This window comes from Fusicatenibacter sp., from assembly GCF_050872605.1.
Lineage (GTDB): Bacteria > Bacillota > Clostridia > Lachnospirales > Lachnospiraceae > Fusicatenibacter.
The window spans coordinates 1-25,010 of record NZ_JBNMHD010000045.1; the positions used below are offsets into that span (position 1 = coordinate 1).

Genomic DNA, 25,010 nt, shown 5'->3' on the forward strand with positions numbered 1-25,010 from the left:
AACGAAGACGATTTATTTGCCGATGAGGCTGGTGTAGAAGGTTTTTATATCTTTTAAACAGTGTCGTTTTCTTTTCATGCCCGCCTTTATGCGGGCATTTTTATTCAAGAGTTCGACGAAAGTCGAACTTTCCTATAAAGTGAAAAAGTCCCTGATCTGCAAACAATTCCTTTGCAGATCAGGGACTCTTCTCTATTTATGTGTGTGTAAGATATTGGCCTTTTATTTCTGTTCTTCGTCGCACGCGATGATATGTTTGCTCTTCTCATATCCGATCACTTTCCGGTCGGTGATGAAGATTGGTTTTTCGAAGTCTGCGAAGGTGACGGAGCTGATGCTGTTAAATTTGCTTGCGTCGCAGAGGACGTAGCATTGGCGGCACTGTTCCATGGCGGTCTTTTTGGTGACGGCCTCGTTGACGTCCGGGGTTGTGCAGCCGCTTCTTCGGGTTACGCCATTTGTTCCGAAAAAGCCTTTGGTGAAATGATACTCCTGGATCATGCGGATTGCCTGGTTTCCGACGACGGCTTCTGTGGAGCTTTTGAGCTCGCCGCCTACCAGAATGACCTTAAACCCGCGTGATGCCAGCCGCTGTGCGTGGGCAACGGCGTTTGTCACGAAAACGGCGGAGGTTGCCCGGATGAAATCGATCATATGCGCTGTTGTCGTTCCCGCGTCGAGAAAGATGAAATCGTCCGGCTCAATGAGAGAGGCCGCATATTCTGCGATTTTCCGTTTGGCGTCGCAGTTCAGCTCATTTTTCTGCGCAACGGTGTACTCGTGTGCCGTCACCTTCTGGCCGGCTTCCACGGCGCCGCCGAATACCTTTTCCAGCTTGCCCTCCTTGTCGAGCGCTGTGATATCGCGGCGTACCGTGGACTCCGATGTATCGAGAAGATCCCGGACTTCCGTCACGGTGATGCTTCCCTTTTCTTTTAACAGTTTCAAAATTATCTCATGTCTCTGCTGTGTTAACATTTCTTTCCTGCCTTATATTCTGCCACGTTTGTTTCCAGAATGATCTTGCGGAGCGGAAGGATGCTTCCCGGAGAAACGGAGAGTTCATCCACACCCATCGCGAGGAACTCTTTTGTCAGCTTCTGGTCAGCGCCGAGCTCGCCGCAGATACCGGCCCAGATGCCGGATTTGTGGGCATTCTCCACAACCATCTGAATCATGCGCAGGATCGCCGGGTGATGCGGATCAAAGAACGGATCCAGCTTTGTGTTCTGACGGTCGATCGCGAGGGTGTACTGGCTGAGGTCATTCGTTCCGATACTGAAGAAATCAACTTCTTTTGCCAGCTCATCGCTGATGATGGCAGCCGCCGGGGTCTCGATCATGATACCCTGCTCCGGGTTTCCGTACTCAATGCCCTGCTCTGCGAGAGAAGCTTTTACTTCCTCCACAATCGCTTTGATCTGACGAACCTCACCGACGCTTGTGATCATCGGATACATAATGGCAATTTTTCCATATGCGCTTGCGCGGAACAGCGCACGAAGCTGTGTCTTGAAGATCTCCGGCCGTGTCAGGCAGATGCGGATCGCACGGCAGCCAAGTGCCGGGTTCTCCTCTTTTTCCATCTCGAAATAGTCGCACTGTTTGTCAGCACCGATATCGAGGGTACGGATGATGACGCGTTTTCCCGCCATCGTCTCTGCTGCCTGTTTGTAGATGCGGAACTGCTCCTCCTCGGTTGGATAGTGATCCTGCTCCAGATAGATAAACTCGCTTCGGAACAGGCCGATGCCGCCCGCATCGTTCTGCATGACAGCCGCAAGGTCTTTGATGTTTCCGATATTAGCATACAGCAGAATTTTCTGTCCGTCCAGTGTAATATTCTCTTTTCCCTTTAAGGTGAGGAGCAGTTTTTTCTTTTCCTCTTCCTCGGCGCGGCGCTTCTGCATGGCGGCAAGAGTCTCCTCGTCCGGATCCACATAGATGGTTCCATCGGATCCGTCCACGATGCCGAGCTTTCCGTCTACGCTCTCGTCCAGCGGAAGCGGTGTTCCGACCAGTGCCGGAATCGCCATGGTTCTTGCCAGGATGGCGGTGTGGGAATTTAAAGAACCGTGTACGGTAACAAAAGAAAGAACTTTGTCCTTATCCATCTGTACCGTCTCTGACGGTGCAAGGTCATCTGCCACGATGATCGCCGGTTCGTCGTTTAAGGATGTGTCAGCGTCGTCTCCGTTTAAGATGGAAATCAGACGCTCGGAAATATCCTTTACGTCCGCCGCGCGCTCTCTCATGTAGTCGTCGTCCATGGCAGAAAACATCTGCGCAAAGTTGTCGCCCGTCGTTGCAACCGCATACTCGGCGTTGACGCCCTGGCTTTTGATGATGTTCTCGACGGACTCATTGTAGCCGTCATCCTCCATCATCATCTGATGCACTTCGAAGATCGCTGCATTGGCCTCGCCGACCTCTTTGCATGCTTTTTCATACAGAACGCCAAGCTGTGCGATTCCTTTTGCCTTTGCTTCCTCAAACCGTGCCATCTCCGCATCCGGATTTTCCACTTTCACACGTTTTACCTGACGCTCATTTTTTTTGTATACGCGGATCTTTCCGATCGCAATGCCGGAAAATACGCTTTTTCCCTGATAAATCTGCATAAGTTTTCTCCACCTTTGTTCTCGATATCCGAATTTTCTTTCCAGACAGCCGGAGCGTGTTCAAAAAGATTTTCCTAGGATTAGAAATTTTTCAAACACGCTCCAGCTGTATCACTGCGAAATGATTATAAGTTTTCTTTCATGAAATTGCTGATTGCTTCGTATGCAGCATCTTCATCTGCTCCATCGAAGGTCAGGGTAACTTCTTCGCCCTGTTTTACAGCCAGTCCCATGATGCCGAAGATGGCTTTGCAGTTCATGGCTTTTTCGTCTTTTACGATCTTGATATCACAGGAAAATTCTTTGACTGCTTTTACAAGCATTCCTGCCGGACGAGCGTGGATTCCTTCTGGATCTGTTACAACATACTTAAATTCTTTCATGATTTTTTCCTCCCATAGGATATTTGATATTTTTATTTTACCTTGTTTTCTGTCTTTTTTCCATTCTTTTATGCAGTTTTTTTCTTTAAAACTCCAAGCAGAACTGCGGATACCACTGTTCCGATGACAAGTGCCACCAGGTAAAGCAGCGCATTTCCCATAACCGGTACAACGAAGATGCCGCCGTGCGGTGCCATTAAGGTACAGCCAAATGCCATGGAGAGCGCACCTGCGAGGCCGGAGCCGATGATGCAGGATGGAAGAACGTGGATCGGGTCTGCTGCCGCGAATGGAATCGCACCCTCGGTGATGAAGGCGAGTCCCATGATGAAGTTGGTCGGACCGGATTCTCTTTCTTCTTTTGTAAATTTATCTTTGAACAGCAGGGTTGCAAGTGCAATCGCACACGGAGGAACCATACCGCCGATCATAACGGATGCCATGATATCGTAGTTTCCGGCTGCGATGGCTGCTGATCCAAATACGTAAGCTGCTTTGTTGAACGGGCCGCCCATGTCGATCGCCATCATGCCGCCGAGGATCATGCCAAGAACCAGCTTGCTGGATCCGCCCATGGAAGCAAGACCGTTGTTCAGTGCCGTATTGACAGTTCCCATAATCGGTTCTACCACGAAGAGCATCAGAAGTCCCATCGCAAGAATACCGACTACCGGGTAAATCAGAACCGGTGCAATCTTTTCGAGTGCTTCCGGAAGTTTCTCACATGCTTTGCGGAGGCCAAGGATAATGTAGCCTGCTGCAAAACCGGCAACGAGTGCTCCAAGGAAACCGGAGGTTCCGCTTGATGCCATCATACCGCCGACAAAACCAAGGGCAAGTGCCGGACGGTCGCCGATTGCCATGGCGATGTAGCCTGCAAGAACCGGGAGCATGAAGCCGAATGCCACGCCGCCGATCTGTTTGAACATCGCTGCAGCCGGGGTAATCGTACCGAAGTTTGATCTGGCTGCGGCATCAAGGGAGTTCATATCAACAAGAAGTCCGTCGATCAGGAATGCGATTGCGATCAGAATACCGCCGCCGACAACGAACGGAAGCATATGGGAAACACCATTCATCAGCTGGGTGTACAGCTGGTGGCCGATGCCGCCGCTGTTCTTCTTCGTGCTTGCTGCGGCTGCCTGCGCATTGCCGCTCTTGTAAACCGGTGCGTTTCCGGACATCGCAAGCTCGATCAGTTCATCTGCTTTGCTGATACCGTCGGATACCTGGCGCTGGATCACTTTCTTTCCGTCGAAACGGTCCATCGGAACCTGTGCGTCGGCTGCAACGATGATGCAGTCTGCATCGGCGATTTCCTGCGCAGTCAGCACGTTTTTCGCTCCGCCGGAGCCTCGTGTCTCGATTTTTACGAAGCATCCTTTTGCTTTCGCTGCTTTCTCGATTCCCTCAGCAGCCATGTAAGTGTGGGCAATACCGGTCGGGCAGGAAGTAACAGCAAGGATTTTTACCTGATTTTCTTTTGCCTCTGCAGGCTCTGCCAGGCGCTCGTCCACGCTCTTTTTCTCTTCATCGGCGCGGTCGATAATGGCAAGGAACTCTTCCGGTGTCTTTGCGCTTCGAAGGCTCTTGGTGAACTCTTCATCCATCAGCATCATGGAAAGTTTACTTAACACATCGAGGTGAACGTTGTCTTTCGTGTTCGGCGCTGCGATGAGGAACAGCAGGGTGACCGGCTCTCCATCGAGAGAATCAAAATCAACGCCGTTCGGGATAACCATGGCTGCAAGGCCCGGTTTGTTTACTGCATCACATTTTCCGTGCGGAATCGCAATTCCCTCTCCGATTCCTGTGGTGCTCTCTTCTTCTCTTGCGTAAACCTGTGCGCGGTACGCATCTTCGTCTGTGATCTTTCCGCTTTTGACCATCAGCGCTACGGCTGCGTCAAGCGTTTCCTGTTTGCTTTTCGGTGCGGCATCCAGTGCAATACTGCGGATGTCCAGCAAATCTGTGATTCTCATGAGACGTCCTCCCTTTTATTTTGTAATCTGTTCGTAGACAGATGCAATTTCCTCCCGGGTTGCAAGGTTTTCAGAGAAAGCACTTGCACTTCCCGCTGCGATTCCCATATGGAACGCATGGAGGTAATCTTCTTTTTCCATGTAGCCTGCCATGAATCCGGCTACCATCGAGTCTCCTGCGCCGACGCCGTTGATGAGCTTTCCTTTCGGAGCCGGAGCTTCAAAGACCTCACCGGATGCGGCAACGAGAACGGCTCCTTCGCCTGCCATGGAAACCAGAACGTTCTGTGCGCCCTTTTCCTGCAGCTGTTTTGCATACGGAACAACCGACTTTCTTGTCTTTAATTCCACACCGAAGATCTCGCCGAGCTCGTGATTGTTCGGCTTGATGAGGAACGGGTGGTACGGCAGAACCTTCATCAGCAGATCGCGGGTCGCGTCTACGACGATGCGGACGCCCCTGCCGTCGAGCATTTCCATAATTTTCTGGTAGGCATCGTCTGCCATGGATGACGGGATGCTGCCTGCGAGGAAGAGAACGTCGTCCTCTCCAAGTGCAGAAAGCTGTTTCATCAGATCTTCCACTTTTTTCTCCGGGATTTCAGGTCCCTGTCCGTTGATCTCAGTTCCGTCAATGCTCTTTAATTTGACGTTGATGCGGGAATATCCTTCTTCCAGCCAGATGCAGCCGTTTTTAATTCCCATCTGGTCGAGCCGTCCGGCGATTTCTTTTCCGGTAAAGCCTGCCAGAAATCCGAGCGCTGTGCTCTCAATTCCAAGGTTTCCAAGTACGGTCGATACGTTGATTCCTTTTCCGCCCGGAAGCATCAGCTCGGAGCTTGTGCGGTTGGTAAGGCCGAGCTTGAAGTCTTCCACCGATACAATGTAGTCCAGAGACGGATTGAATGTCACTGTGTAAATCATATTTCCCTCCTGCTTTATTTTGATCGTGTGTGCTTTGATGAGCTTATTATATCGTCATATTCATTCAAAATCAATCATTAATATTTCATGAATTTTACCTTCTCTTTTTGTCGCTTTTGCATAAGTTTAGAGTTTTATGACTGATTCCCCCGTTTTATCGCCCTGTTTTGACCGAGTTTGACTGATCGTCATCTTTTCTTCCCTGTCACGCATCGATCACTTTATTCTCTCCATTTCGGTCATTTTTTATCAGGCACTTTTTTCTGTTCTCATTTTTGTACTTTACTTTTTCCGGATTTGGTACTAAAGTGAAGAGAAATCAAAAAAGAATTTCCAGAAGAGGTGATTTTATTTGAAACGATACTATATTCTTCACTATTTTGATCCCGCCAATGTGGGCAGTTTTCTGCTTGTCTCACTGCTCGGCCTGATTCTGGTGCTTGCCCTTGTGCTTCTGATTGCAAAAGTGCAGATGCAGCAGCAGTTAAAAGAGGAGACCGAGGAAAAAGCGAAAAAAATGCGCCGGAAGAAACACCAGCGCAGGCAGTATCAGATTGTGGAAAGCTTTTATGAGCTGGTTTTCTCCGGCACTTCGATTCTTCTCTTCCTCTCCCTTTACTACATCATCGACGAGCGTCTGCCGCAGATTTCGATGTACTGGGAAAAATATCAGGATGTGGTGCTTCTTGTCTTTATCGTGCTCTCCGTCTTTCTGACAAGCTGGCTCGATGTGGTTCTCGTAAAGCTCACGCATCTTGAGCCGGAGCAGAAAGCATCGGTGCGGTTGATTTCGGTCTTCTATATTGTACTGATTCTTCTGTACATCCGCTTTATCTACGAGGACACGAATTACGACGGCCTGATTCTCTATTTCCTGACACTGACGGTCGGCCGCTTCCTGTATTTCGACTTTACGGTCAAAAGTTTTCTTGAAACGATGCGAAGCGTGGTGGAAAATCTGCCGCTTCTTGTCATCATGAGCGCCTACTCCGGCTTCGTGTGCTGGTATGGCTTCCATGTCGGCTTTCTGCTGAAATCAAATGGTGTCATTTTGAGCACCTTTCTTGCCCATCTGTTTATGGACTGCTCGATTTTCCTGCTCCACAAGACAGGAATTTTAAAGCATGTGATACGAAAAATTTAAAACCGGCGTTTTCTTTTGCCGGCCATATACAAAAAGCTCTGCAGATCAGAATTTTGCATTTTCTGTTCTGCAGAGCTTTTCTTATTTAATATTCTTATTTATCGTTCTTTTTTACATGCCAAACAGCAGTGCAAAGCCATGTACGACAAAGGCTGCCAGCCAGGCAATCACGCACTGGGAAACGACAACGACGGCTGCCCATCTGCCGCCAAGCTCCCGCTTGATGGAAGCGACTGCCGCCACGCACGGCGTATAGAGAAGGCAGAAAACCAGAAGGCTTAATGCGGAAACCGGTGTCAGGATTTCGGTCAGCTGCGCGGTCGTACCGAACAGTACGGAAAGGGTGGATACAACGCTCTCCTTTGCCATAAATCCGGTCAGAAGGGCGGTCGATACTCTCCAGTCGCCAAATCCAAGCGGCCGAAAAACCGGGGCAAGATGACCGGAAACCACGGCGAGAATGCTGTCCTTGGAATCCTCCACGACATTGAGATGCGTTCCGAAGGTCTGCAGAAACCAGATCACAATCGTGGCAATGAAAATGACGGTGAACGCCCGCTGCAGGAAGTCTTTTGCCTTATCCCACAAAAGCTGTCCGACATTTTTTGCCCCCGGCATACGGTAGTTCGGAAGTTCCATCACGAACGGAACGGCTTCGCCCTGGAATAAGGTTCCCTGCATCAGCATCGCCATCAGGACGGCCATGAAGATACCGCCGAAATACAGGAGTACCATCACAAGGGCACTGTATTTTGGGAAGAATGCGGCGGTGAAGAATGCATAAATCGGGAGTTTTGCCGAACAGCTCATAAACGGAGTTAGTAGGATCGTCATTTTCCGGTCACGCTCGGAAGGCAGGGTGCGGCTCGCCATGACGCCCGGCACGGTACAGCCAAAACCGACCAGCATCGGCACGATACTGCGGCCGGAGAGGCCGATTTTCCGGAGCAGCTTGTCCATCACAAACGCCACGCGCGCCATGTAGCCGCTGTCCTCCAGAATGGACAGGAAGAAGAACAGGGTGACGATGATCGGAAGGAAGCTTAAGACACTTCCGACGCCGTTAAAAATACCGTCAATCACAAGGGAATGAAGCACCGGATTGACGCCCCATGCTGTCATGGCACCGTCCACGAGTTCGGTCAGTTTTCCGATCAGAACCTCCAGCACACTCTGCAGCGATGCTCCGATCACATTGAAGGTCAGGAAAAAGACGGCCGCCATAATCCCGGCAAAACATGGCAGAGCCGTATATTTTCCGGTCAGCACACGGTCAATTTTTGTGCTCCGCACATGCTCGCGGCTCTCTTTTGGTTTTACCACGGTCTCACGGCAGACTTTTTCAATAAAATTAAAACGCATATCCGCAATCGCCGCCGCGCGGTCCAGGCCGCGCTCCGTCTCCATCTGACAGACGATATGCTCGAGCATCTCTTTCTCGTTTTCATCGAGGGCCAGCTGCTCCAGGATCAGCGCATCGCCCTCTGCCAGCTTGCTCGCCGCAAACCGCACCGGAATATCCGCCCTTGCGGCGTGATCCTCGATCAGATGCATGATCGCATGCAGCGCACGGTGGACGGCGCCGCCGTGGTCATCCGCCTCACAGAAGTCCTTTCTGCCCGGTTTTTCCTGATATTTAGCCACATGGACAGCGTGCGCCACCAGCTCCTCGATTCCCTCGTTTTTTGCGGCGGAAATCGGAATAACCGGGATGCCGAGACGCTCTTCCATCTGGTTGACGAGTACGGAACCGCCGTTCTCGCGCACCTCGTCCATCATGTTGAGCGCCAGTACCATCGGAACGTCGAGTTCCATCAGCTGCATCGTCAGATACAGGTTCCTCTCGATATTCGTCGCATCTACAATATTGATGATGCCGCGCGGATGCTCATTCAGGACAAAGTTCCGGGTGACGATCTCCTCGCTCGAATACGGAGACATCGAATAAATACCGGGAAGGTCGGTGACCAGCGTGTTTTTCTGGCCGCGGATTTCGCCGTCTTTCCGGTCTACCGTCACGCCTGGGAAGTTTCCGACGTGCTGGTTGGATCCCGTTAATTGGTTGAACAGGGTGGTCTTGCCGCAGTTCTGGTTTCCGGCCAGTGCAAAGGACAGCAGTTCTCCTTCCGGCAGCGGATGCTCCTCTGCCTTATTGTGGTACTTTCCGCCCTCTCCAAAGCCGGGATGCGGGATTGCTCTCGCATTCGGCTGTTCTTTTTCTTTTACGGCGTCCCGCACCTCATCAATGGCAATCCGTCCGGCATCGGCGAGGCGGAGGGTCAGTTCATAGCTGTGAATCCGCACTTCCACAGGGTCTCCCATCGGTGCGTACTTTACCATCGTTACCTCAGCCCCCGGAATGATTCCCATATCGAGGAAGTGCTGCCGCAGCGCGCCCTCTCCTCCTACCGTGCGGACGGTCGCTGTTTTGCCGATCGGCAGTTCTTTCAGTGTCATATATTTCACTCCTTATTGATTCTCATTATCAATAGTAAGTATATGACACGATTCGACTGCGGTCAAGCAATTGCCATTATTTCTCTTTTTGTTTTTCTTCGAGCTTCTTCTGTACACTCGGAAACAGCTCCAGATCCGTGTGTGGGATTGCCTGGGCCGCTTTCATCATAGAGATGAAATCGGCGACCTGGCCGAACTGTATGTAGACCATCTCGTCCAGAATGCGGTCAATATCGTCGATGCAGGTCCGATCCAGCAGGATTTTTTCTGCTCCCGCAAGCGACGTATTTCCGGCGCAGATCAGGCGCTCCCGGTCCATATCCGGGTACATGCCGATCGTGATGGCGGATTCCTTTGAAACGTGCTTTCCAAATGCACCAGCCGCGTAAAACCGGTCAATTTCTTCCATGGAAATGCCGGATTCACGCATCATGTACTCAACCATCGTGTAGGCCGCTGACTTTGTACGAAGGAATTCGGCGATATCACTCTGATAGAAGCACAGCCCTTCACTATATGCAACGCACCACTCTCCCGTCTCCGGGTCTTCCTTGATCTTTTCGGACCGCTCCGGCTGCAGGGTGCCGAACAGGTTGATCCATCCATTTAGGAATAATTCCGCGAGCAGATCGATAATGCCGGAACCGCAGATGCCCTTTGGCTTACCCTCTCCGATTACATGGCACTGGATTTTCCCGTCTTCTATTTTTACTGTATCAACAGCGCCTTCTGCCGCTCGCATGCCGGTTTTGACCACGCCGCCCTCGAGCGCCGGACCGGCAGCGCCTGCGCCGCAGAGCAGAAATTCCCGGTTTCCGACGACAAGCTCGCCGTTCGTTCCGATATCAAAAAAGACGCTGATCGTTTCTTTTTTATAGAGTTCCGTTGCGATCATGCCGCTTAATATATCACCGCCCAGGTAATTGGATTTTCCCGGCACGCAGTAGACACATCCCTTCATGGGAAATCCCATCTCTTTCGCCGGAAGGAATCCGACGCGGTCCGCGCGCACGGCGTACGGGGATGAAAAGACGCAGAACGGATCCAGTCCCAGCAGGAAATGGATCATCGTTGTGTTGCCGGATACGACCATTGAGAGAACATCCGACGGCGCAATTCCTGTCTTTTGGCGGAGTTTTTCAAAGAGCAGTGTAAATGTCTCCATCGTACACGCACGGATGTCCTGCAGTACCTCCGGTTTATCCTTACAGGCAAAGATTCTCGTCAGAATATCGGTTCCATAGGCAGTCTGGCGGTTGTATTCGCTCTCCTCGGCAAGCACGGTGCCGTCGCTGCAGTTTACCAGGCGCACAACGACGGTCGTACTTCCAAGATCAGCGGCATAGCCGTAATGCTCTGCTGCTGTATTGCCCGCTTCCAGATCAACCGCCTGCCAGACGCTTCCATTCCATGCGAGGGAAACCGTTATGTTATAGTCTGCCTCATCGCAGATGGGATACAGTTTCTGCAGCGCTGGAAGGGTAAATGATGCGGTGATTCCTTTCTCTTTTAATGCATCCAGTATCCGCATCTGGCTGGAGCGGGCGTCCTCCTCCGTCGGCGGGACCAGCTCCAGATACTGTTTCTGTGTTATTCCTCTATTCATTATTACTTCCTCATTTCCTGATCATTTTTCTGTTTCTTATTGTAGCACTTTTCTCTTTTCCAGAGGACTTATTTTTTTCACATTTTTACTACATTTCCATCACAGATTCCCATTATACTGCAAAGCATAGAAACAAAAAAGGAAGCAGACAAAACCGGAAGCCGATTCCGGAACACAGTTTAAAATACAGATACCAGAAAGGAAGTATTTATTATGATGGACTACAGAAACAACTACAATAACGAAACCAATAATGAGAACATGATGGCAGCAGAGCAGAACAGCTTCAACGGAAAGAAACCTTCTTCCAAAAATAAAAAAGTTGCTAAGCTTGCAAAGAAAATCGGAGCCATCGCCTTAAGCGCAGTTCTGTTCGGCGGTGTTGCCGGCGGTACCTTCCAGGCAGTCAACCACTTTGCCGGAAGCACGACAGCTACTGCAACAACAACCACTGCACAGCAGACGACTTCCAACAGCAGCCTCTTAAAAGCCGCTGCCACATCCTCAAGCTCCACTTCCACCGGAACGATGGATGTTTCCACAATTGCGAAAAACGCAATGCCGTCGATCGTCTCCATCACAAACCAGTCCGTACAGGAAGTACAGAACTACTTCAGCATGTTCGGTTACGGTGCCCAGACTCCGCAGACCGAGGAGACCACAAGCTGTGGTTCCGGTATCATCATCGGAAAGAATGACACCGAGCTTCTGATCGTCACCAATAACCATGTAGTAGAAGATGCCGATACTCTTTCTGTCAGCTTTGTAGACAATCAGGTCTGCAAGGCAAATATCAAAGGTACCGATGCCGATAACGATCTTGCCGTCATCGCCGTTCCGCTCTCCGAGATCCCGGATGACACGATGAGCAGCATCGCTGTTGCCACGATGGGCGATTCTGATTCCGTTGAGGTCGGCGAGCAGGTCGTTGCGATCGGCAACGCACTCGGCTACGGCCAGTCTGTCACCACCGGCATCATCAGTGCTGCAAACCGTGTGATCGACAGCGATTCCTCTTCTGACGGAAGCTCCGATGGAACAACGGCAGATACTTCTTCCACCGATACAACCGGAAAGACCTACTTACAGACCGATGCAGCCATCAACCCTGGCAACAGCGGCGGCGCTCTTCTGAACATGAACGGAGAGGTCATCGGTATCAACTCCGCAAAACTTGCTTCTACAGAGGTTGAGGGCATGGGCTATGCAATCCCGATCTCCCGTGTTTCCGATATCATTGAAAATCTGATGAATGAGCAGACCAGAACAAAGGTTGCCGCAGAAGATCAGGGAACGATCGGCATCAAATGCCTCGATGTCAGCAGCCAGATCCAGCAGGCGTACAATATGCCGGCCGGCATCTATATCTCCGAAGTGACCTCCGGCGGTGCCGCTGAAAATGCAGGTCTGAAATCCGGATACGTCCTGACCAGCTTTGACGGACATTCCATCACCTCCACCAGCGAGCTGAAATCCCTGCTGCAGTATTACTCTGCCGGCGAAACCGTAGAAGTGGAAGTACAGGTTCCAGACAACGGATCCTATGAGACAAAGACCTTCTCCCTGACCCTCGGAACGAGCACCAGCTCTTCCAATGATCAGCAGAACGATTCCCAGCAGAATGCAGGTCCGTCCCGCTCTGCAGAGGAGGGAAATACCCTGACCTCCGCTACTCCTTCGATCTGACTGCCTGCTCTCCCGTGAAAGGAATCCATAAATAAAAAGCATCATAAGCATGAAAGAAAGGCCCCGAAACATAACACCAATGTTTCGGGGCTTTTCTCCTATTCTCTTAATCCATTCTTATCTTTCTGCTCCTGCAACTGCCTCACGGGCTGCCTTCTCTTCCGGATCTTCATCCAGAATGGAGAATGCAATATTCGTTGCATGGTCTGCGACACGCTCAAGTCCGGATACAAGATCGGAGAAGATCATGCCGGCTTCCGGTGTACATTCGTTGCGGGTCAGACGCTCCACATGCTTCTGCTGCAGATCCCGCTCCTCCTGGTCGATGGAATTTTCGATATCAATGATCTCCTGCAGGTGCTGCAGATCATTCTTTGCAAACATTTCGATCGACTCATCGAGAATTTTTAATACCATATCCAGCATCTCGGAGAGATCCAGCTCACCCTGCTTGCTGAAGGTTACATTGTCATTCGTCATCTGCACGGCAGAATCTGCGACATTCTCAGCATGGTCACCGATCCGCTCGATATCATTGACCACATGGAACAGTGCTCCGATGCGCATAACGTCTGCGGTCGGCAGGGATGCCTGATTTAAGTGAACCAGATAGTTCGTAATCTCTTTGTTCAGGAAATTGATGTTTTCCTCGACACGGTAAACCTCGTCGATCTCTTTCTGATCGCGGGTTACCAGTGTATTCATGGCACGGATCAGATTGGTTTCTGCCATCTGTGCCATACGCTCCATCTCACGGACAACCTGCAGAACGGCAGTTGTCGGCGACATCGCATGTTTGGAGCTGATGTAGGCGAGCTCGAATTTTTTGTCCTCCTCGTCGTTTCCGCGGATGATAAAGTACGTTGCCTTCACCAGAAGCGGGGTAAACGGCAGCATCAGGAGTACCTGACACACTTTGATGATCGAGTTTGCATTTGCGATCATACGGCCTGCTTCGTTTCCGGAGATACCCATAAAGAGGTCAACTACCTGGTTTCCAAACAGCAGGAAAATGATGGAGCAGACAATCGTTCCGGAAATGTTGAACAGCAGGTGGACACATGCCGCACGTTTTGCATCTTTTTTGCAGCCGAAGCTGGCAAGAATGGCAGACATCGTACATCCGATGTTGCATCCAAGCATCATAAACAGGCAGATCGGAAGTCCCATCAGTCCTTCTCTTGCAAGAAGCATGATGATTCCGACTGTTGCAGAGTTACTCTGCAGAATCGCGGTAGCCACCCAGCCGACTAAGAACGCAAGAAACGGATTGGTCAGGGAACCGAGGGCATTGACAACTGCCGGGATCTCTTTTGCTTCGTTCAGAGCTCCTGAAATACCGGAGATACCCATGAACAGAATACCAAATCCTAAGATAACCTCGCCGAGGCGGCTGATCGTCAGGTTGTTCTTTACGAACATAACCATCAGAACACCGATGATAACAAACAGCGGCGCGATATCCGCAAGGTCAAACGCGATCAGCTGTCCGGTAACCGTCGTACCGATGTTTGCTCCGAGGATAATTCCAGGAGCCTGTGCCAGTTTCATCAGACCGGAGTTTACGAAGCTGACCACCATAACCGTTGTGGCGTTGGAGGACTGAATCAGTGCGGTAAAGAAAATACCGACCAGAAGACCGATCACACGGTTCTTCGTAAATACCTCCAGAATGCTTCTCATCTTGGATCCGGCAACCTTCTGCAGTCCTTCACTCATCAGCTTCATTCCATATAAGAAGAAGCCCAGACCGCCCATCAAAGACACTATTACACTCATATTCTTTTTTCTTCCTTGTCTTTTTCTGATATCTTTAAAAATCTCTGTCAAGGTATTTTCGCATTTTGGTCTCAATATTTTACATTTCCTTAACGCAGATTTTACAAGACACCTTTTTTATCATAAAAGAAATTATGACATTTGTCTATAGAAAAATTAAAAATTTCGACAAGAAATTTTCAGATGTTACAGTTCACTGGTACCCAGCGAACTGTAACATTCGCAGCCCTCATTTAAAGTTTTGCTTCGCAAAAGGAGGGCTGCGCACACCTGAATCATGTTCTTACGCAGCGAAACAGCAAGTGTTTCACTGCGTAAGAACAGTAATTTTCAGATTCTTTTCGCTTCTTTCTTGCATTCTACTTGATAATATTGTAACATTTAGGATGTTTCCATATTATGGGGCGGCATTTCCGCCCACAAAAATCAAAAGGAGAGAAAACTATGGAAAAATTTAGCAAGCTGATGGAAAACACATTCAAGCTGCGGGAAAATGGAACGACGGTCAAAACCGAGATCATCGCCGGTGTCACCACGTTCATGACAATGGCGTACATCCTCGCTGTCAACCCGAACATCCTTTCCGCAACCGGCATGGACCACGGCGCTGTCTTTACCGCAACGGCTCTGGCAGCCTTCCTTGGCACCCTGCTCATGGCACTTTTCGCCAATTATCCATTCGCTCTGGCACCAGGAATGGGCCTCAACGCCTATTTCGCCTACACCGTTGTTCTCGGCTACGGATACAGCTGGCAGGCAGCCCTGACCGCTGTTTTTGCAGAAGGTATCATCTTTATTGTACTTTCTCTGACTAACGTCCGTGAGGCGATCTTCAACTCCATTCCGATCAGCCTGAAATCTGCAGTCAGTGTCGGTATCGGTCTGTTCATCGCATTCATCGGACTTCAGAATGCAAAAATTGTACTGCCGAACTCTTCAACCGTGGCAGGCCTCTATTCCCTGTCTTCCTACAATGCCACTCTGCAGTCTGCAGCCACATTAAACGGAACAGAGTATGTGGCAGGAACGTTTAACGATGTCGGAATCACCGTTCTGCTCGCAGTCATCGGTGTTATCCTCACCGCTGTTCTTGTCGTACGCAATGTAAAAGGAAACATCCTCTGGGGAATTCTTGCAACCTGGATCCTCGGCATGATCTGCCAGGCATGCGGTCTCTACGTTCCGAACCCGGCAAACGGCTTCTACAGCCTGTTCCCGGATTTTTCCAACGGACTTTCCATTCCAAGCCTTGCCCCGATTTTCGGAAAACTGGATTTCTCCATTCTGAAAACAGGCGAGTTCTTTGTAATCATGTTCGCATTCCTGTTTGTCGATATGTTTGATACCATCGGAACTCTGATCGGTGTATCTTCCAAGGCAAACATGCTCGACAAAAGCGGAAAACTTCCGCGCATCAAGGGCGCGCTGATGGCAGACGCTGTTGCTACCTGCGCAGGTGCTGTTCTTGGTACTTCTACCACAACGACTTTCGTTGAGAGTGCTTCCGGCGTTTCCGAAGGCGGCCGTACCGGTCTTACCGCTGTTACCACTGCAATCCTCTTCGGCCTCGCTCTGTTCCTCTCCCCAATCTTCCTTGCCATCCCGTCCTTTGCAACGGCTCCGGCACTGATCGTGGTAGGCTTCTACATGCTGACCAACGTAGTCAACATTGATTTCAGCGATCTTTCCGAGGCGATTCCGTGCTACATCTGCATCGGAGCTATGCCGTTCTTCTACAGCATTTCCGAAGGTATTGCCATGGGAGTTATCTCCTACGTTGCAATCCAGATCCTGAGCGGAAAAGCAAAAGAGAAAAAGATCAGCGTGATCATGTACATCCTGGCTGTTCTGTTTATCTTAAAATACCTTCTTCTGTAATGGCGTTTTAACGATACAGAACCGCATAAAAAGGCTCCTGTCCCACAGATTTTATTCTGTGAAACAGGAGCTCTTTTTATGCTCTGCATCAGAAATTTTTATTCTGCCAGGATCCGGTAAAAGCAGGTGCGGTTTCCGGTGTGGCACGCTGCGCCGACCTGTTCTACTTTGGCAAGGATTGTATCGTTGTCGCAGTCGATCAGAAGCTGCTTTACATACTGCACATGACCGGAGGTCAGTCCCTTCGTCCAGAGCTCATTGCGGCTTCTGCTCCAGTACGTCATTTTTCCAAGGCGCAGTGTCGTCTCAAATGCTTCCTCATTCATGTAGGCGAGCATCAGCACTTCGTCATTTTCCGCATCCTGTACAACAACCGGAACCATGCCGTCGCTGTTTGTCTTAAAATCCGCCCAGGTAAAATCACATTTTAATGCTTGTTCCATCTCTTGTTCTCCTCTTTTTCTGCTCTTACAGGCTGCCCTTGGTCGAGAGCACGCCGGCAATTCTCGGATCGAAGGAAGTTGCCTCATCGAGTGCCTTCGCAAATGCTTTGAACATCGCCTCAATGATGTGGTGGTTATTTCCGCCGTCAAGCACTTTGATATGCAGATTCATCTGCGCCGCATAGGAAACGGCGTAGAAGAATTCTTTTACCATCTCGGTCTCCATCTCTCCTACTTTCTCCCGCGTAAATTCTGCCTGGAAAGAGAGATACGGTCTGCCGCAGAGGTCAACGGCCGAGAGCACCAGTGTCTCGTCCATCGGAAGGATTCTGTCGCCGTAGCGGCGGATGCCCTGTTTGTCGCCGACTGCCTCGCGGATTGCAGTTCCGAGCACGATACCGGTGTCCTCGATCGTGTGGTGGCCGTCTACATCAAGATCTCCGTCTACAGAAACGGAAAGGTCGAAAAGACCGTGGCGGGCAAAGCCGTCGAGCATATGGTCAAAAAAGCCGATGCCGGTGTGGATGTCGCTCTTTCCCGTTCCATCCAGATTTAATGTCATGCGGATCTTTGTTTCTTTTGTCACGCGTTCTACGCTGGCTGTTCTGTTCTCCACTTACTCTTCCCCCTCAAAACGGACGGCAATCGAATTGGCGTGTGCCGTCAGGCTCTCTGATTTTGCAAAGCTCTCGATATCCTCGTGTATCTCGGAAAGGGCTTCTCTGGAATAATAGATGATGCTGGATTTCTTCACGAAATCGTCTACGGACAGCGGGGAGAAAAATTTTGCGGTTCCGTTCGTCGGCAGGATATGGTTCGGGCCGGCAAAATAGTCACCGAGAGGCTCGCTGGAGTTCTCGCCGAGGAAAATAGCACCGGCGTTATGTACCTTCATCATATCCTCAAACGGGTTCTTCGTCACGATCTCGAGGTGCTCCGGTGCGATGGCATCTACGGTGTCGATCGCTTCCTGATGCGAATCGGTGACAAGGATGTAGCCGAAGTTGTCCAGTGATTTGGAGATGATGTCGCTTCTGGAGAGGACTTTTAAGAAACCGTCTACCTCTTCACTTACCTTCTCTGCCAGTTCCTGGGAGGTGGTAATAAGGATCGCACTTGCAAGCTCATCATGCTCAGCCTGGCTTAAGAGGTCGGCTGCCACGAACCGCGGATTTGCAGTCTCATCAGCAAGGACAAGAATCTCACTTGGGCCTGCGATGGAGTCGATGCTGACATTTCCGTATACGGCTTTCTTTGCAAGGGCAACGTAGATGTTTCCAGGTCCTACGATTTTATCGACTTTCGGAATGCTCTCGGTTCCGTAAGCAAGGGCTGCAATTGCCTGTGCACCGCCGATTTTAAAGACGCGGTCCGCACCGGCTTCTTTTGCTGCCGCAAGGACAACCGGGTTGACTTTTCCGTCTCTGCCGCACGGCGTTGTCATGCAGATTTCTTTGACTCCTGCCACTTTTGCCGGAAGAATGTTCATCAGAACGGAGGACGGATACGCTGCCTTTCCCCCCGGAACGTATACGCCGACACGGTTCAGGGCAGTCAGCTTCTGGCCAAGCATCGTTCCGTTCTCGGTGGAGGTGAACCAGCTGTTCTGTTTCTGTTTTTCGTGGAACTCACGGATATTTTTCATGGATCTGCGGATGACACCGATCAGCTCCGGATCTACGATGTTGTACGCTTCATCAATCTCTTCCTGTGTTACTTCTACGGTAGAAGCATCGAGTACCGCGTGGTCGAATTTCTCGGTATATTCGAAAACGGCTGCGTCTTTTCTTGTTTTTACATTCTCAATGATCTCCTGCACAGAAGCCTCGTACGTTCCGTACTGTGTCGGGCTTCGTTTCAGCATATTCTCCAGAATATTTTCTGTGGTCTCTTTTGTCAGTTTTACGATTCTCATACCAGTGCTCCTTTCAGATCCTGAATTAATTTGGTAATTCTCTCATTTTCCATCCGCATGCTCACCTGGTTGACAACCATGCGCGCAGACAGCGGGCAGACCTCCTCGAGAACGGTCAGGCCGTTTTCCCGTAAAGTGCTTCCTGTCTCTACAATATCCACAATCACTTCGGAAAGTCCGACAATCGGTGCCAGCTCGATCGAGCCGTTCAGCTTGATCATCTCAACGGTCTGGTGCTTGCGGTTGTAGAAGTAATCCTTGGCAATGTTCGGGTACTTCGTTGCCACACGGATCTGCTGGTTGTGCTGCAGCAGCTCACGCGCGGATTCCGGTCCGCAGACACACATGCGGCACTTGCCGTAGCCAAGGTCCAATACCTCGTAGAGGCGTCTTCCTTCCTCCAGAATCGTGTCCTTTCCGACGATTCCGATATCCGCTGCGCCGTACTCCACATAGGTCGGCACATCCGGACCTTTGGCGAGGAAGAAACGGAGCTTATGCTCTTCGTCCGTGAAAATCAGCTTTCTCGTATCTTTATTTTTCATTTCATCGCAGGTGATGCCGACTTTTTCCAGCAGCTCCAGCGTCTGGTACGCCAGGCGTCCTTTTGTCAGTGCAATGGTCAAATATCTCATCTTTTTCGTACCCTTCCTCTCCTACAGCTCCACCGGCTGTACTTCTCCTGTCGACAAATCGATGGCAAGCACCGAATCGCTCTTCTGAATATAGACAATGCCGCCGAACTGGTTCTTTCTGCCGTATTCTTCATAATCTGCAAGAACCTTGTCCCTTGCAAAGCAGACCAGCGCGACATCCATGCCCTTGCTTCTGTGCTCGTTGGCAAGTTTTACGGCCAGCGGCTGAAGGAAATCCGGGTAGAGCAGCATTGTTTTCGTATTGGCAATCGGAAGAGAAATTTTCTGGCGCTCCAGTGCATTCATCAGAGATTCCATGACAGTACAGAATCCGATTGCCGGCGCTTTCTTTCCGAAGTGCTGCAGCAGTGCATCGTAGCGGCCGCCTTTTACGATCGGCTCGCCGGTGCCGTAGGTGTAGGCCTGGAAAATAATACCGGTGTAGTAATGGAATTTGCTTAAAAGGCCGAGATCGAAGAAAATGTATTTTTCATAGCCGTAATCTTTAACGATCTCATAGATCGTAGCCAGACGATCGAGTGCCTCTCTTGCCGCCGGATTTCTTGTAAGGCCTTTTGCCTTTTCGAGAATCTCTGCATTTCCGAACAGCTGTGGAACATCACGGAGTGCTTCAAACAGATCACTTCGAAGGTTCTGTTTTGCCAGCAGCTCCTCGGCGCCAAAATGATTTTTAATGGAAATCAGTTCTTTTAATTCGTTCAGAACATCCTCGGAGAGAGCAGCTTCCTCGGCGAGCGCCTGGAAGAAACCTACGTGGCCGATGCTGATCTGGAAATCGGTAAGACCGGCATCCAGCATAACTTTTACGGTCATCGCAATGATCTCTGCGTCTGCCATTGCGGAATCATCGTTTAAGAGCTCGACGCCCATCTGGGTGGACTCTTTTAAGCGGCCCTGATAGCTGCTGCTGTTGACGAAGCTGCTTCCTCTGTAGCAAAGGCGGATCGGCATCGTCTCTTCCATGAAATACATGGAGGCTGCGCGTGCAATCGACGGGGTAAAGTCCGTACGGAGCACAAGGGTGTTGCCGTCGCGGTCAAAGAATTTGTAGAGCTCGCGGGACGGTGTTGTTCCCACTTCTCTTCCGAATACATCAAAAAACTCGAACGTCGGTGTTTCAATATCCTGATATCCAAACGCATGAAATACCTGTTCAATCTGATTCTCCAGGTATAATTTTTTCGTACATTCCTGATTGTAGACATCCCGGACGCCTTCCGGGGTATGAATTAATCGATCCATGTTTTGTTGTCCTCACTTTTTCACTTTAGTTCGCTACCATATTACCATGTTGAATTTAAAACTATGGTTAGTATATCGGAAAACATTTTCCCTGTCAACCCAAAATTTTAATCCGCTTTCGAATCCCGTATCTCCAGATCCTTCTGGATTCCGTTCAGGTACGGGACGAGAACGCCGCTTCCCGTTCTTGGAAGGAAGAATGACGGTTCAAGCTCGGTGTAGGAAAAATGCTTCTTTCCGCCGTTCTGTCCGCGGTCCCAGAAGGTTTTCATCGTCTCATACCGCAGGTAATAATATTCGTCCCGCTCCGTAAAATACAGCAGCAGGAAGGAAATCCCCCCCTGCTGCTCGAAATCTTTCATAAACGTGACCTGGTGCTCGTGGATGTTTGCGAGCGGAAAGGAATCCGTTTTGCACTCTTTGGCATCGAAGCAGACGGGAATGCCCTGTACAGCGCCGATGTAATCAACGGTACTCTTCTTTTCAAAATAAGCCAGCGTGATGTGTCTGCTCTCCTTATCTATTTTGATCGGGGTGATCGGCGTCGGCACCTTCTGGATCAGTGCCAGATGCTTGTCACGGTACTGCTCGTTTGTGCGGTTGATCATTTCCTCCAGCGTTGATCCGCGGAGTCCCCTCGATGTCCATGCCATAATTCCTGTCCTCGTCTTCGTTCTGTTCTTATTCAATCAGAGAAATTTTGTTCAGCGGCCAGTAGCGCAGAAAGGCCTTGCCGATGATCTTGTCTTTCTCTACGTACGGATTCAGCCAGTAGCGGGAATCTTTTGATACGTTCCGGTTGTCGCCGAGCATAAAGTAGCAGCCCTCCGGCACCTCATACGGTCCGAAATCGCCGACCGGTGTTTCCGGGCAGAAATCATCGCGCAGCGGCTCGGTGGAATCGTTGATATACACCTTTCCGTCGCGGATCGTAACCGTCTCTCCCGGCAGTCCGATGACGCGCTTGATAAACTTCTGCTTCTCGTCGTCCGGATAATAGAAAATAACGATGTCATACCGCTGCGGATCGCTCTTTACATAAGCAAGGCGGTTACCGAAGATCTGGTCTCCGGTCATAATCGTGTTTTCCATGGAAGGAGACGGGATTCTTGCGTTGATGACAATGACCTGCTCCACAAAAACGACGACTGCCACGACAATGACGATCATTTTTACATATTCCCATATTTCCCGTCCGATGCTCGTCTCCTCCGTTTTTCTTGGTTTTGTTTCTTTCTTTTCGTTGTCTTTTCGGCTCATAATCCTTCTCCCGTCAAATGTTCTCCCTGTAAAATCCGGCGCACGGATGATGGCAGGGGCGCTGTAAAGGTTTTTCCGGACAGATCCGATAAGGTGCCCGTAAGCTCTGGAAATACCGCCTTCCACGAATGGAGAAGCTGGTATTTCAGTCCGTATTTTTCCCGGAAGCGGCGGTTAAACTCCGCATCCCCGTATTTCGTATCTCCCGCAAGCGGATGACCGATGCTCGCGAGATGGCTGCGGATCTGATGGCTCTTTCCGGTCACCAGCTCAACCTCCAGCAGCATACAGCCTCTTCCGGCACAGAGCGGCCGGTATGCGGTTTCTATGTAAACAGCATCTCCCTGCTGCTCTCTCTGAATCGAAACACGGTTTGTCCTCTCATTTTTTGTGAGGTATCCGCGGATCCGCTCTGTCTCTGTCACGGTTCCTTTTACAACCGTCAGATAGTATTTTCCAACGGCCCGCTCTGCGATCAGTTCTGAAAGCTGCTGCGTCGCCGCAACGGTTTTTCCGGCAAGAATCAGACCGCTGGTGTTCCGGTCCAGACGATTGCAGAGTCCGGCGCGGAACATGGTCTCCTCCCCGGCATTTTTTCCCGAAAGATAGGCGCCGAGCGCTTCGGTAAGGCTCACATCCGTCTCTTTCGCCTTCTGTGAGAGGACACCTGCCGGCTTGTTCAGGAAAACTACTTTTTCGTCTTCATAGACGATATCCAGCTTCGGATACTTTACCTGTTTTCCAGCCGCCGGTTTTTCCGGTGTTTTCCGAAATTTTTCGATGGTCTCTTCCGCCAGATACAGCCGGATCGTATCGCCTGTTTTCAGCTTTTCACTGCCGTCCGCCTTTTTCTGGTTCAGCACAATGTTTTTCTTTCGCAGCATTTTATAGAAGAAGCTCTTTGGCGCCTCCTCCATATATTTGGACAGATATTTGATGAGCTGCTGCGCGCAGTCTTTTTCTGTCACGGTCAGTTCTCTCATAGCAATGGTCTCCTACAGTGCCAGCGCCAGCATCGTGTGTTTCACCAGTTCCGTGCGGGACAGATCCGGGTACCGTTCATCCGGTTTGAAGTTTTCACTGGCGCTCTTTTCCAGCTCATCGTAGTTGCGGTTCAGGGAATCGAGGCGCTCCAGAAACGCTTTTTCCCGATCAAAAATCTTCACATGGCATTTGTAGCCGTTGGCACGGATGATCTTGTTCAGATACGTAGTGCAGTCCTCGATCTGCTTCTGGTCTTTGGCGCGCGAGGTGTAGCAGGCGATCTCCTCACCGCAGAACGCCGCTGCTTCGATCATCAGACTCGATTTTTCCTGTGTGACATACATTTCATATCCCATCAGCAGTTTTCCTTTTTTTGCCTCAATGGCATCGTACACTGCTTTGTCCACTGGCTTTTGCATAACCATCATGATAAAACCGACGGCGGCGCGGCAGCCCGGCAGACAGCCTACTACGGCGACAACCGTAAAAATGTTGCTCTTGTTTCCGTCTGCAAGCACAAGTCCGACAATAAAAACGATGGACGGAAGGACGAACAGTCCCAGTGTCACAAGCAGTCTTTTTTTCTTTTCCCGGCGGATATAGCCGTAATCCCCTTTTCTGATCTTCATTCTTCTGTCATTTCCCTTCTTCGATAAGATCCCCGCTCATCTTCTGCGTGTTTATTTCTTTTTGTGCACGTTGCGGAGCGTCTTTTTCGGCCGTCCGCCTGTTTTGGCTTTTCCCTGTCCGGAACGGTCATTCGCCGTCTTCTGGCCAAAGCCTTTTCCGCTGAAACCTTTTCCTCTTGACGGCTTTCCTGCCTCCCCGGCCATCTTTCTCGGCCGTACGAGACATTTCGGTCCGAATCCGATCAGATCCTCCCGGTGTGTCCGGCGCAGTGCCTCGCAGACGAGCTCATAGTTCTCCGGATTCCGGTACTGAATCAGCGCACGCTGCATCGCCTTCTCATGCGGCGATTTCGGCACGTAGACCGGTTCCATCGTCCGCGGGTCAAGGCCGGTATAGTACATACAGGTGGAAAGCGTGGAAGGCGTCGGATAGAAATCCTGTGCCTGCTCCGGGATAAATCCCATATCGCGGATGTACTCGGCAAGCTCCACCGCATCCTCCAGGTCACAGCCCGGATGGGACGACATAAAATACGGAAGTGCGTATTGCTGCTTACCCGTCTTTTTATTGCAGACATCGAAGCGGCGGATGAATTCCTGATACACTTCGTGGCGCGGTTTTCCCATATAGGAGAGCACACGGTTCGAAACGTGCTCCGGCGCAACGCGGAGCTGGCCGCTGACGTGATCCTTTACCAGCTCGGAAAGGAACGTCTGGTCTTTATCGGCCAAGACATAGTCAAAACGGATACCGGAGCGGATAAAGACTTTCTTCACGCCCGGAATGTCTTTTAATTCCCGCAGCAGCTTCACATAATCTCTGTGATCCGCCACCATATTTTTACACGGCTCCGGGAAGAGACAGTTCCGGTTCGGGCAGGCGCCTTTGGTGAGCTGCTTTTTGCACGCCGGACCGCGGAAATCTGCTGTCGGGCCGCCGACATCGTGAATATAGCCTTTAAATTCTTTTTCCTGTACCATCTGCCGTGCTTCCGCCAGAATGGATTCGTGACTTCTTGTCTGCACAACACGTCCCTCATGGAATGTCAGTGCACAGAAGCTGCAGGAACCAAAACAGCCGCGGTTGCTTGTCAGGCTGTATTTGATTTCCCCAAGCGCCGGCACGCCGCCGTCTTTTTCATAGCTTGGGTGGTAGGCACGCATATACGGAAGGGCATAGACATCATCCATCTCCTGCTCCGTCAAAGGGCGGGAAGGCGGATTCTGTACGATATAACCCTGTCCTTCATACGGCTCCGCCATCGGCTTCGCATTGATGGCATCAGTATTTTTATACTGGATTGCAAAGCTTTCAGCATACGTGCGCTTGCTCTCCCGCACCTCTTCAAACGACGGTAGCACTACCGGATCGATCAGGTGATCCAGCGTTTTGCTCCGGTAAACGGTGCCCGGAATAAAAG

General features: G+C 50.5%; 20 protein-coding genes and 1 pseudogene. 3 read left to right on the top strand and 18 right to left on the bottom strand.

Translation table 11 applies throughout. The features are described from left to right. Positions 1-222: 222 nt before the first annotated feature. The 5 genes from ACY2VT_RS12100 to pfkB form a co-directional block, all read right to left on the bottom strand. Complete coding sequence (locus ACY2VT_RS12100) at positions 223-978, bottom strand: DeoR/GlpR family DNA-binding transcription regulator (RefSeq protein ID WP_461880067.1); 756 nt, start codon at positions 976-978, stop codon at positions 223-225. Further along, entirely contained in the window at positions 972-2,621 is a 1,650-nt protein-coding gene (ptsP, locus tag ACY2VT_RS12105) for a phosphoenolpyruvate--protein phosphotransferase (protein WP_461880068.1), read from the bottom strand. Before ptsP ends, ACY2VT_RS12100 begins: the two co-directional genes overlap by 7 nt. Before the next feature lie 125 nt (positions 2,622-2,746). Continuing rightward, entirely contained in the window at positions 2,747-3,004 is a 258-nt protein-coding gene (locus tag ACY2VT_RS12110; RefSeq protein WP_461880069.1) for an HPr family phosphocarrier protein, read from the bottom strand. A 68-nt stretch (positions 3,005-3,072) separates the two neighbouring features. Continuing rightward, the gene (locus ACY2VT_RS12115) at positions 3,073-4,986 is read right to left on the bottom strand and encodes a PTS fructose transporter subunit IIABC (RefSeq protein ID WP_461880070.1); all 1,914 of its coding nucleotides are present in this window, start codon (positions 4,984-4,986) and stop codon (positions 3,073-3,075) included. Positions 4,987-5,001: 15 nt separating this feature from the next. Then, positions 5,002-5,910: a 1-phosphofructokinase gene (pfkB, locus tag ACY2VT_RS12120; protein WP_461880071.1), complete on the bottom strand. Its 909-nt coding sequence runs from the start codon at positions 5,908-5,910 to the stop codon at positions 5,002-5,004. 352 nt (positions 5,911-6,262) lie between these two features. Here pfkB and ACY2VT_RS12125 point away from each other — a divergent pair, with 352 nt between their 5' ends. After that, a complete protein-coding gene (locus ACY2VT_RS12125; protein ID WP_461873037.1) occupies positions 6,263-7,054 on the top strand; it encodes a hypothetical protein in 792 nt (263 codons plus the stop codon). Positions 7,055-7,165: 111 nt separating this feature from the next. Here ACY2VT_RS12125 and feoB read toward each other — a convergent pair whose 3' ends face one another. Then, positions 7,166-9,511, bottom strand: a complete 2,346-nt coding sequence (feoB, locus tag ACY2VT_RS12130; RefSeq protein ID WP_461880072.1) for a ferrous iron transport protein B — start codon at positions 9,509-9,511, stop codon at positions 7,166-7,168. Positions 9,512-9,587: 76 nt separating this feature from the next. Beyond that, positions 9,588-11,117 (bottom strand): ASKHA domain-containing protein, encoded by a 1,530-nt coding sequence (locus ACY2VT_RS12135; protein WP_461880073.1) that lies wholly within the window; start codon positions 11,115-11,117, stop codon positions 9,588-9,590. 213 nt (positions 11,118-11,330) lie between these two features. Between ACY2VT_RS12135 and ACY2VT_RS12140 the strand changes: the two genes are divergently transcribed. Next, complete coding sequence (locus tag ACY2VT_RS12140; protein ID WP_461880074.1) at positions 11,331-12,803, top strand: S1C family serine protease; 1,473 nt, start codon at positions 11,331-11,333, stop codon at positions 12,801-12,803. Between the two features lie 117 nt (positions 12,804-12,920). Here the strand turns inward: ACY2VT_RS12140 and ACY2VT_RS12145 are convergent, their stop codons facing one another. Continuing rightward, on the bottom strand, positions 12,921-14,582 hold the full coding sequence (locus tag ACY2VT_RS12145) for a Na/Pi cotransporter family protein (RefSeq protein ID WP_461880075.1): 1,662 nt from the start codon (positions 14,580-14,582) through the stop codon (positions 12,921-12,923). 462 nt (positions 14,583-15,044) lie between these two features. Here ACY2VT_RS12145 and ACY2VT_RS12150 point away from each other — a divergent pair, with 462 nt between their 5' ends. Then, positions 15,045-16,460, top strand: a complete 1,416-nt coding sequence (locus ACY2VT_RS12150) for an NCS2 family permease (protein ID WP_461880081.1) — start codon at positions 15,045-15,047, stop codon at positions 16,458-16,460. A 98-nt stretch (positions 16,461-16,558) separates the two neighbouring features. Here ACY2VT_RS12150 and hisI read toward each other — a convergent pair. The 10 genes and pseudogenes from hisI to ACY2VT_RS12200 all read right to left on the bottom strand — a co-directional run. Beyond that, positions 16,559-16,873 (bottom strand): annotated as a pseudogene (gene hisI / locus ACY2VT_RS12155) (phosphoribosyl-AMP cyclohydrolase); the annotation flags it as partial. A 55-nt stretch (positions 16,874-16,928) separates the two neighbouring features. Then, on the bottom strand, positions 16,929-17,519 hold the full coding sequence (hisB, locus tag ACY2VT_RS12160; protein ID WP_022461873.1) for an imidazoleglycerol-phosphate dehydratase HisB: 591 nt from the start codon (positions 17,517-17,519) through the stop codon (positions 16,929-16,931). Beyond that, positions 17,520-18,818 (bottom strand): histidinol dehydrogenase, encoded by a 1,299-nt coding sequence (gene hisD, locus ACY2VT_RS12165; RefSeq protein WP_055226357.1) that lies wholly within the window; start codon positions 18,816-18,818, stop codon positions 17,520-17,522. Then, positions 18,815-19,453 (bottom strand): ATP phosphoribosyltransferase, encoded by a 639-nt coding sequence (hisG, locus tag ACY2VT_RS12170; RefSeq protein WP_022461875.1) that lies wholly within the window; start codon positions 19,451-19,453, stop codon positions 18,815-18,817. The genes hisD and hisG overlap by 4 nt, the downstream gene beginning before the upstream one ends. A 21-nt stretch (positions 19,454-19,474) precedes the next feature. Then, entirely contained in the window at positions 19,475-20,716 is a 1,242-nt protein-coding gene (gene hisZ, locus ACY2VT_RS12175) for an ATP phosphoribosyltransferase regulatory subunit (protein ID WP_461880076.1), read from the bottom strand. Positions 20,717-20,823: 107 nt separating this feature from the next. Then, positions 20,824-21,372: a Holliday junction resolvase RecU gene (locus ACY2VT_RS12180; RefSeq protein WP_461880082.1), complete on the bottom strand. Its 549-nt coding sequence runs from the start codon at positions 21,370-21,372 to the stop codon at positions 20,824-20,826. A 25-nt stretch (positions 21,373-21,397) separates the two neighbouring features. After that, positions 21,398-21,976, bottom strand: coding sequence for a signal peptidase I (gene lepB / locus ACY2VT_RS12185; protein WP_461880077.1), 579 nt, complete (start codon positions 21,974-21,976; stop codon positions 21,398-21,400). Then, entirely contained in the window at positions 21,973-22,959 is a 987-nt protein-coding gene (locus ACY2VT_RS12190; protein WP_461880078.1) for an RluA family pseudouridine synthase, read from the bottom strand. The genes lepB and ACY2VT_RS12190 overlap by 4 nt, the downstream gene beginning before the upstream one ends. A gap of 12 nt (positions 22,960-22,971) precedes the next feature. After that, a complete protein-coding gene (locus tag ACY2VT_RS12195) occupies positions 22,972-23,589 on the bottom strand; it encodes a hypothetical protein (RefSeq protein ID WP_461880079.1) in 618 nt (205 codons plus the stop codon). Positions 23,590-23,640: 51 nt separating this feature from the next. Beyond that, positions 23,641-25,010, bottom strand: a 1,370-nt coding sequence (locus ACY2VT_RS12200; protein ID WP_461880080.1) for a YgiQ family radical SAM protein, incomplete at its 5' end; no start/stop codon positions are given.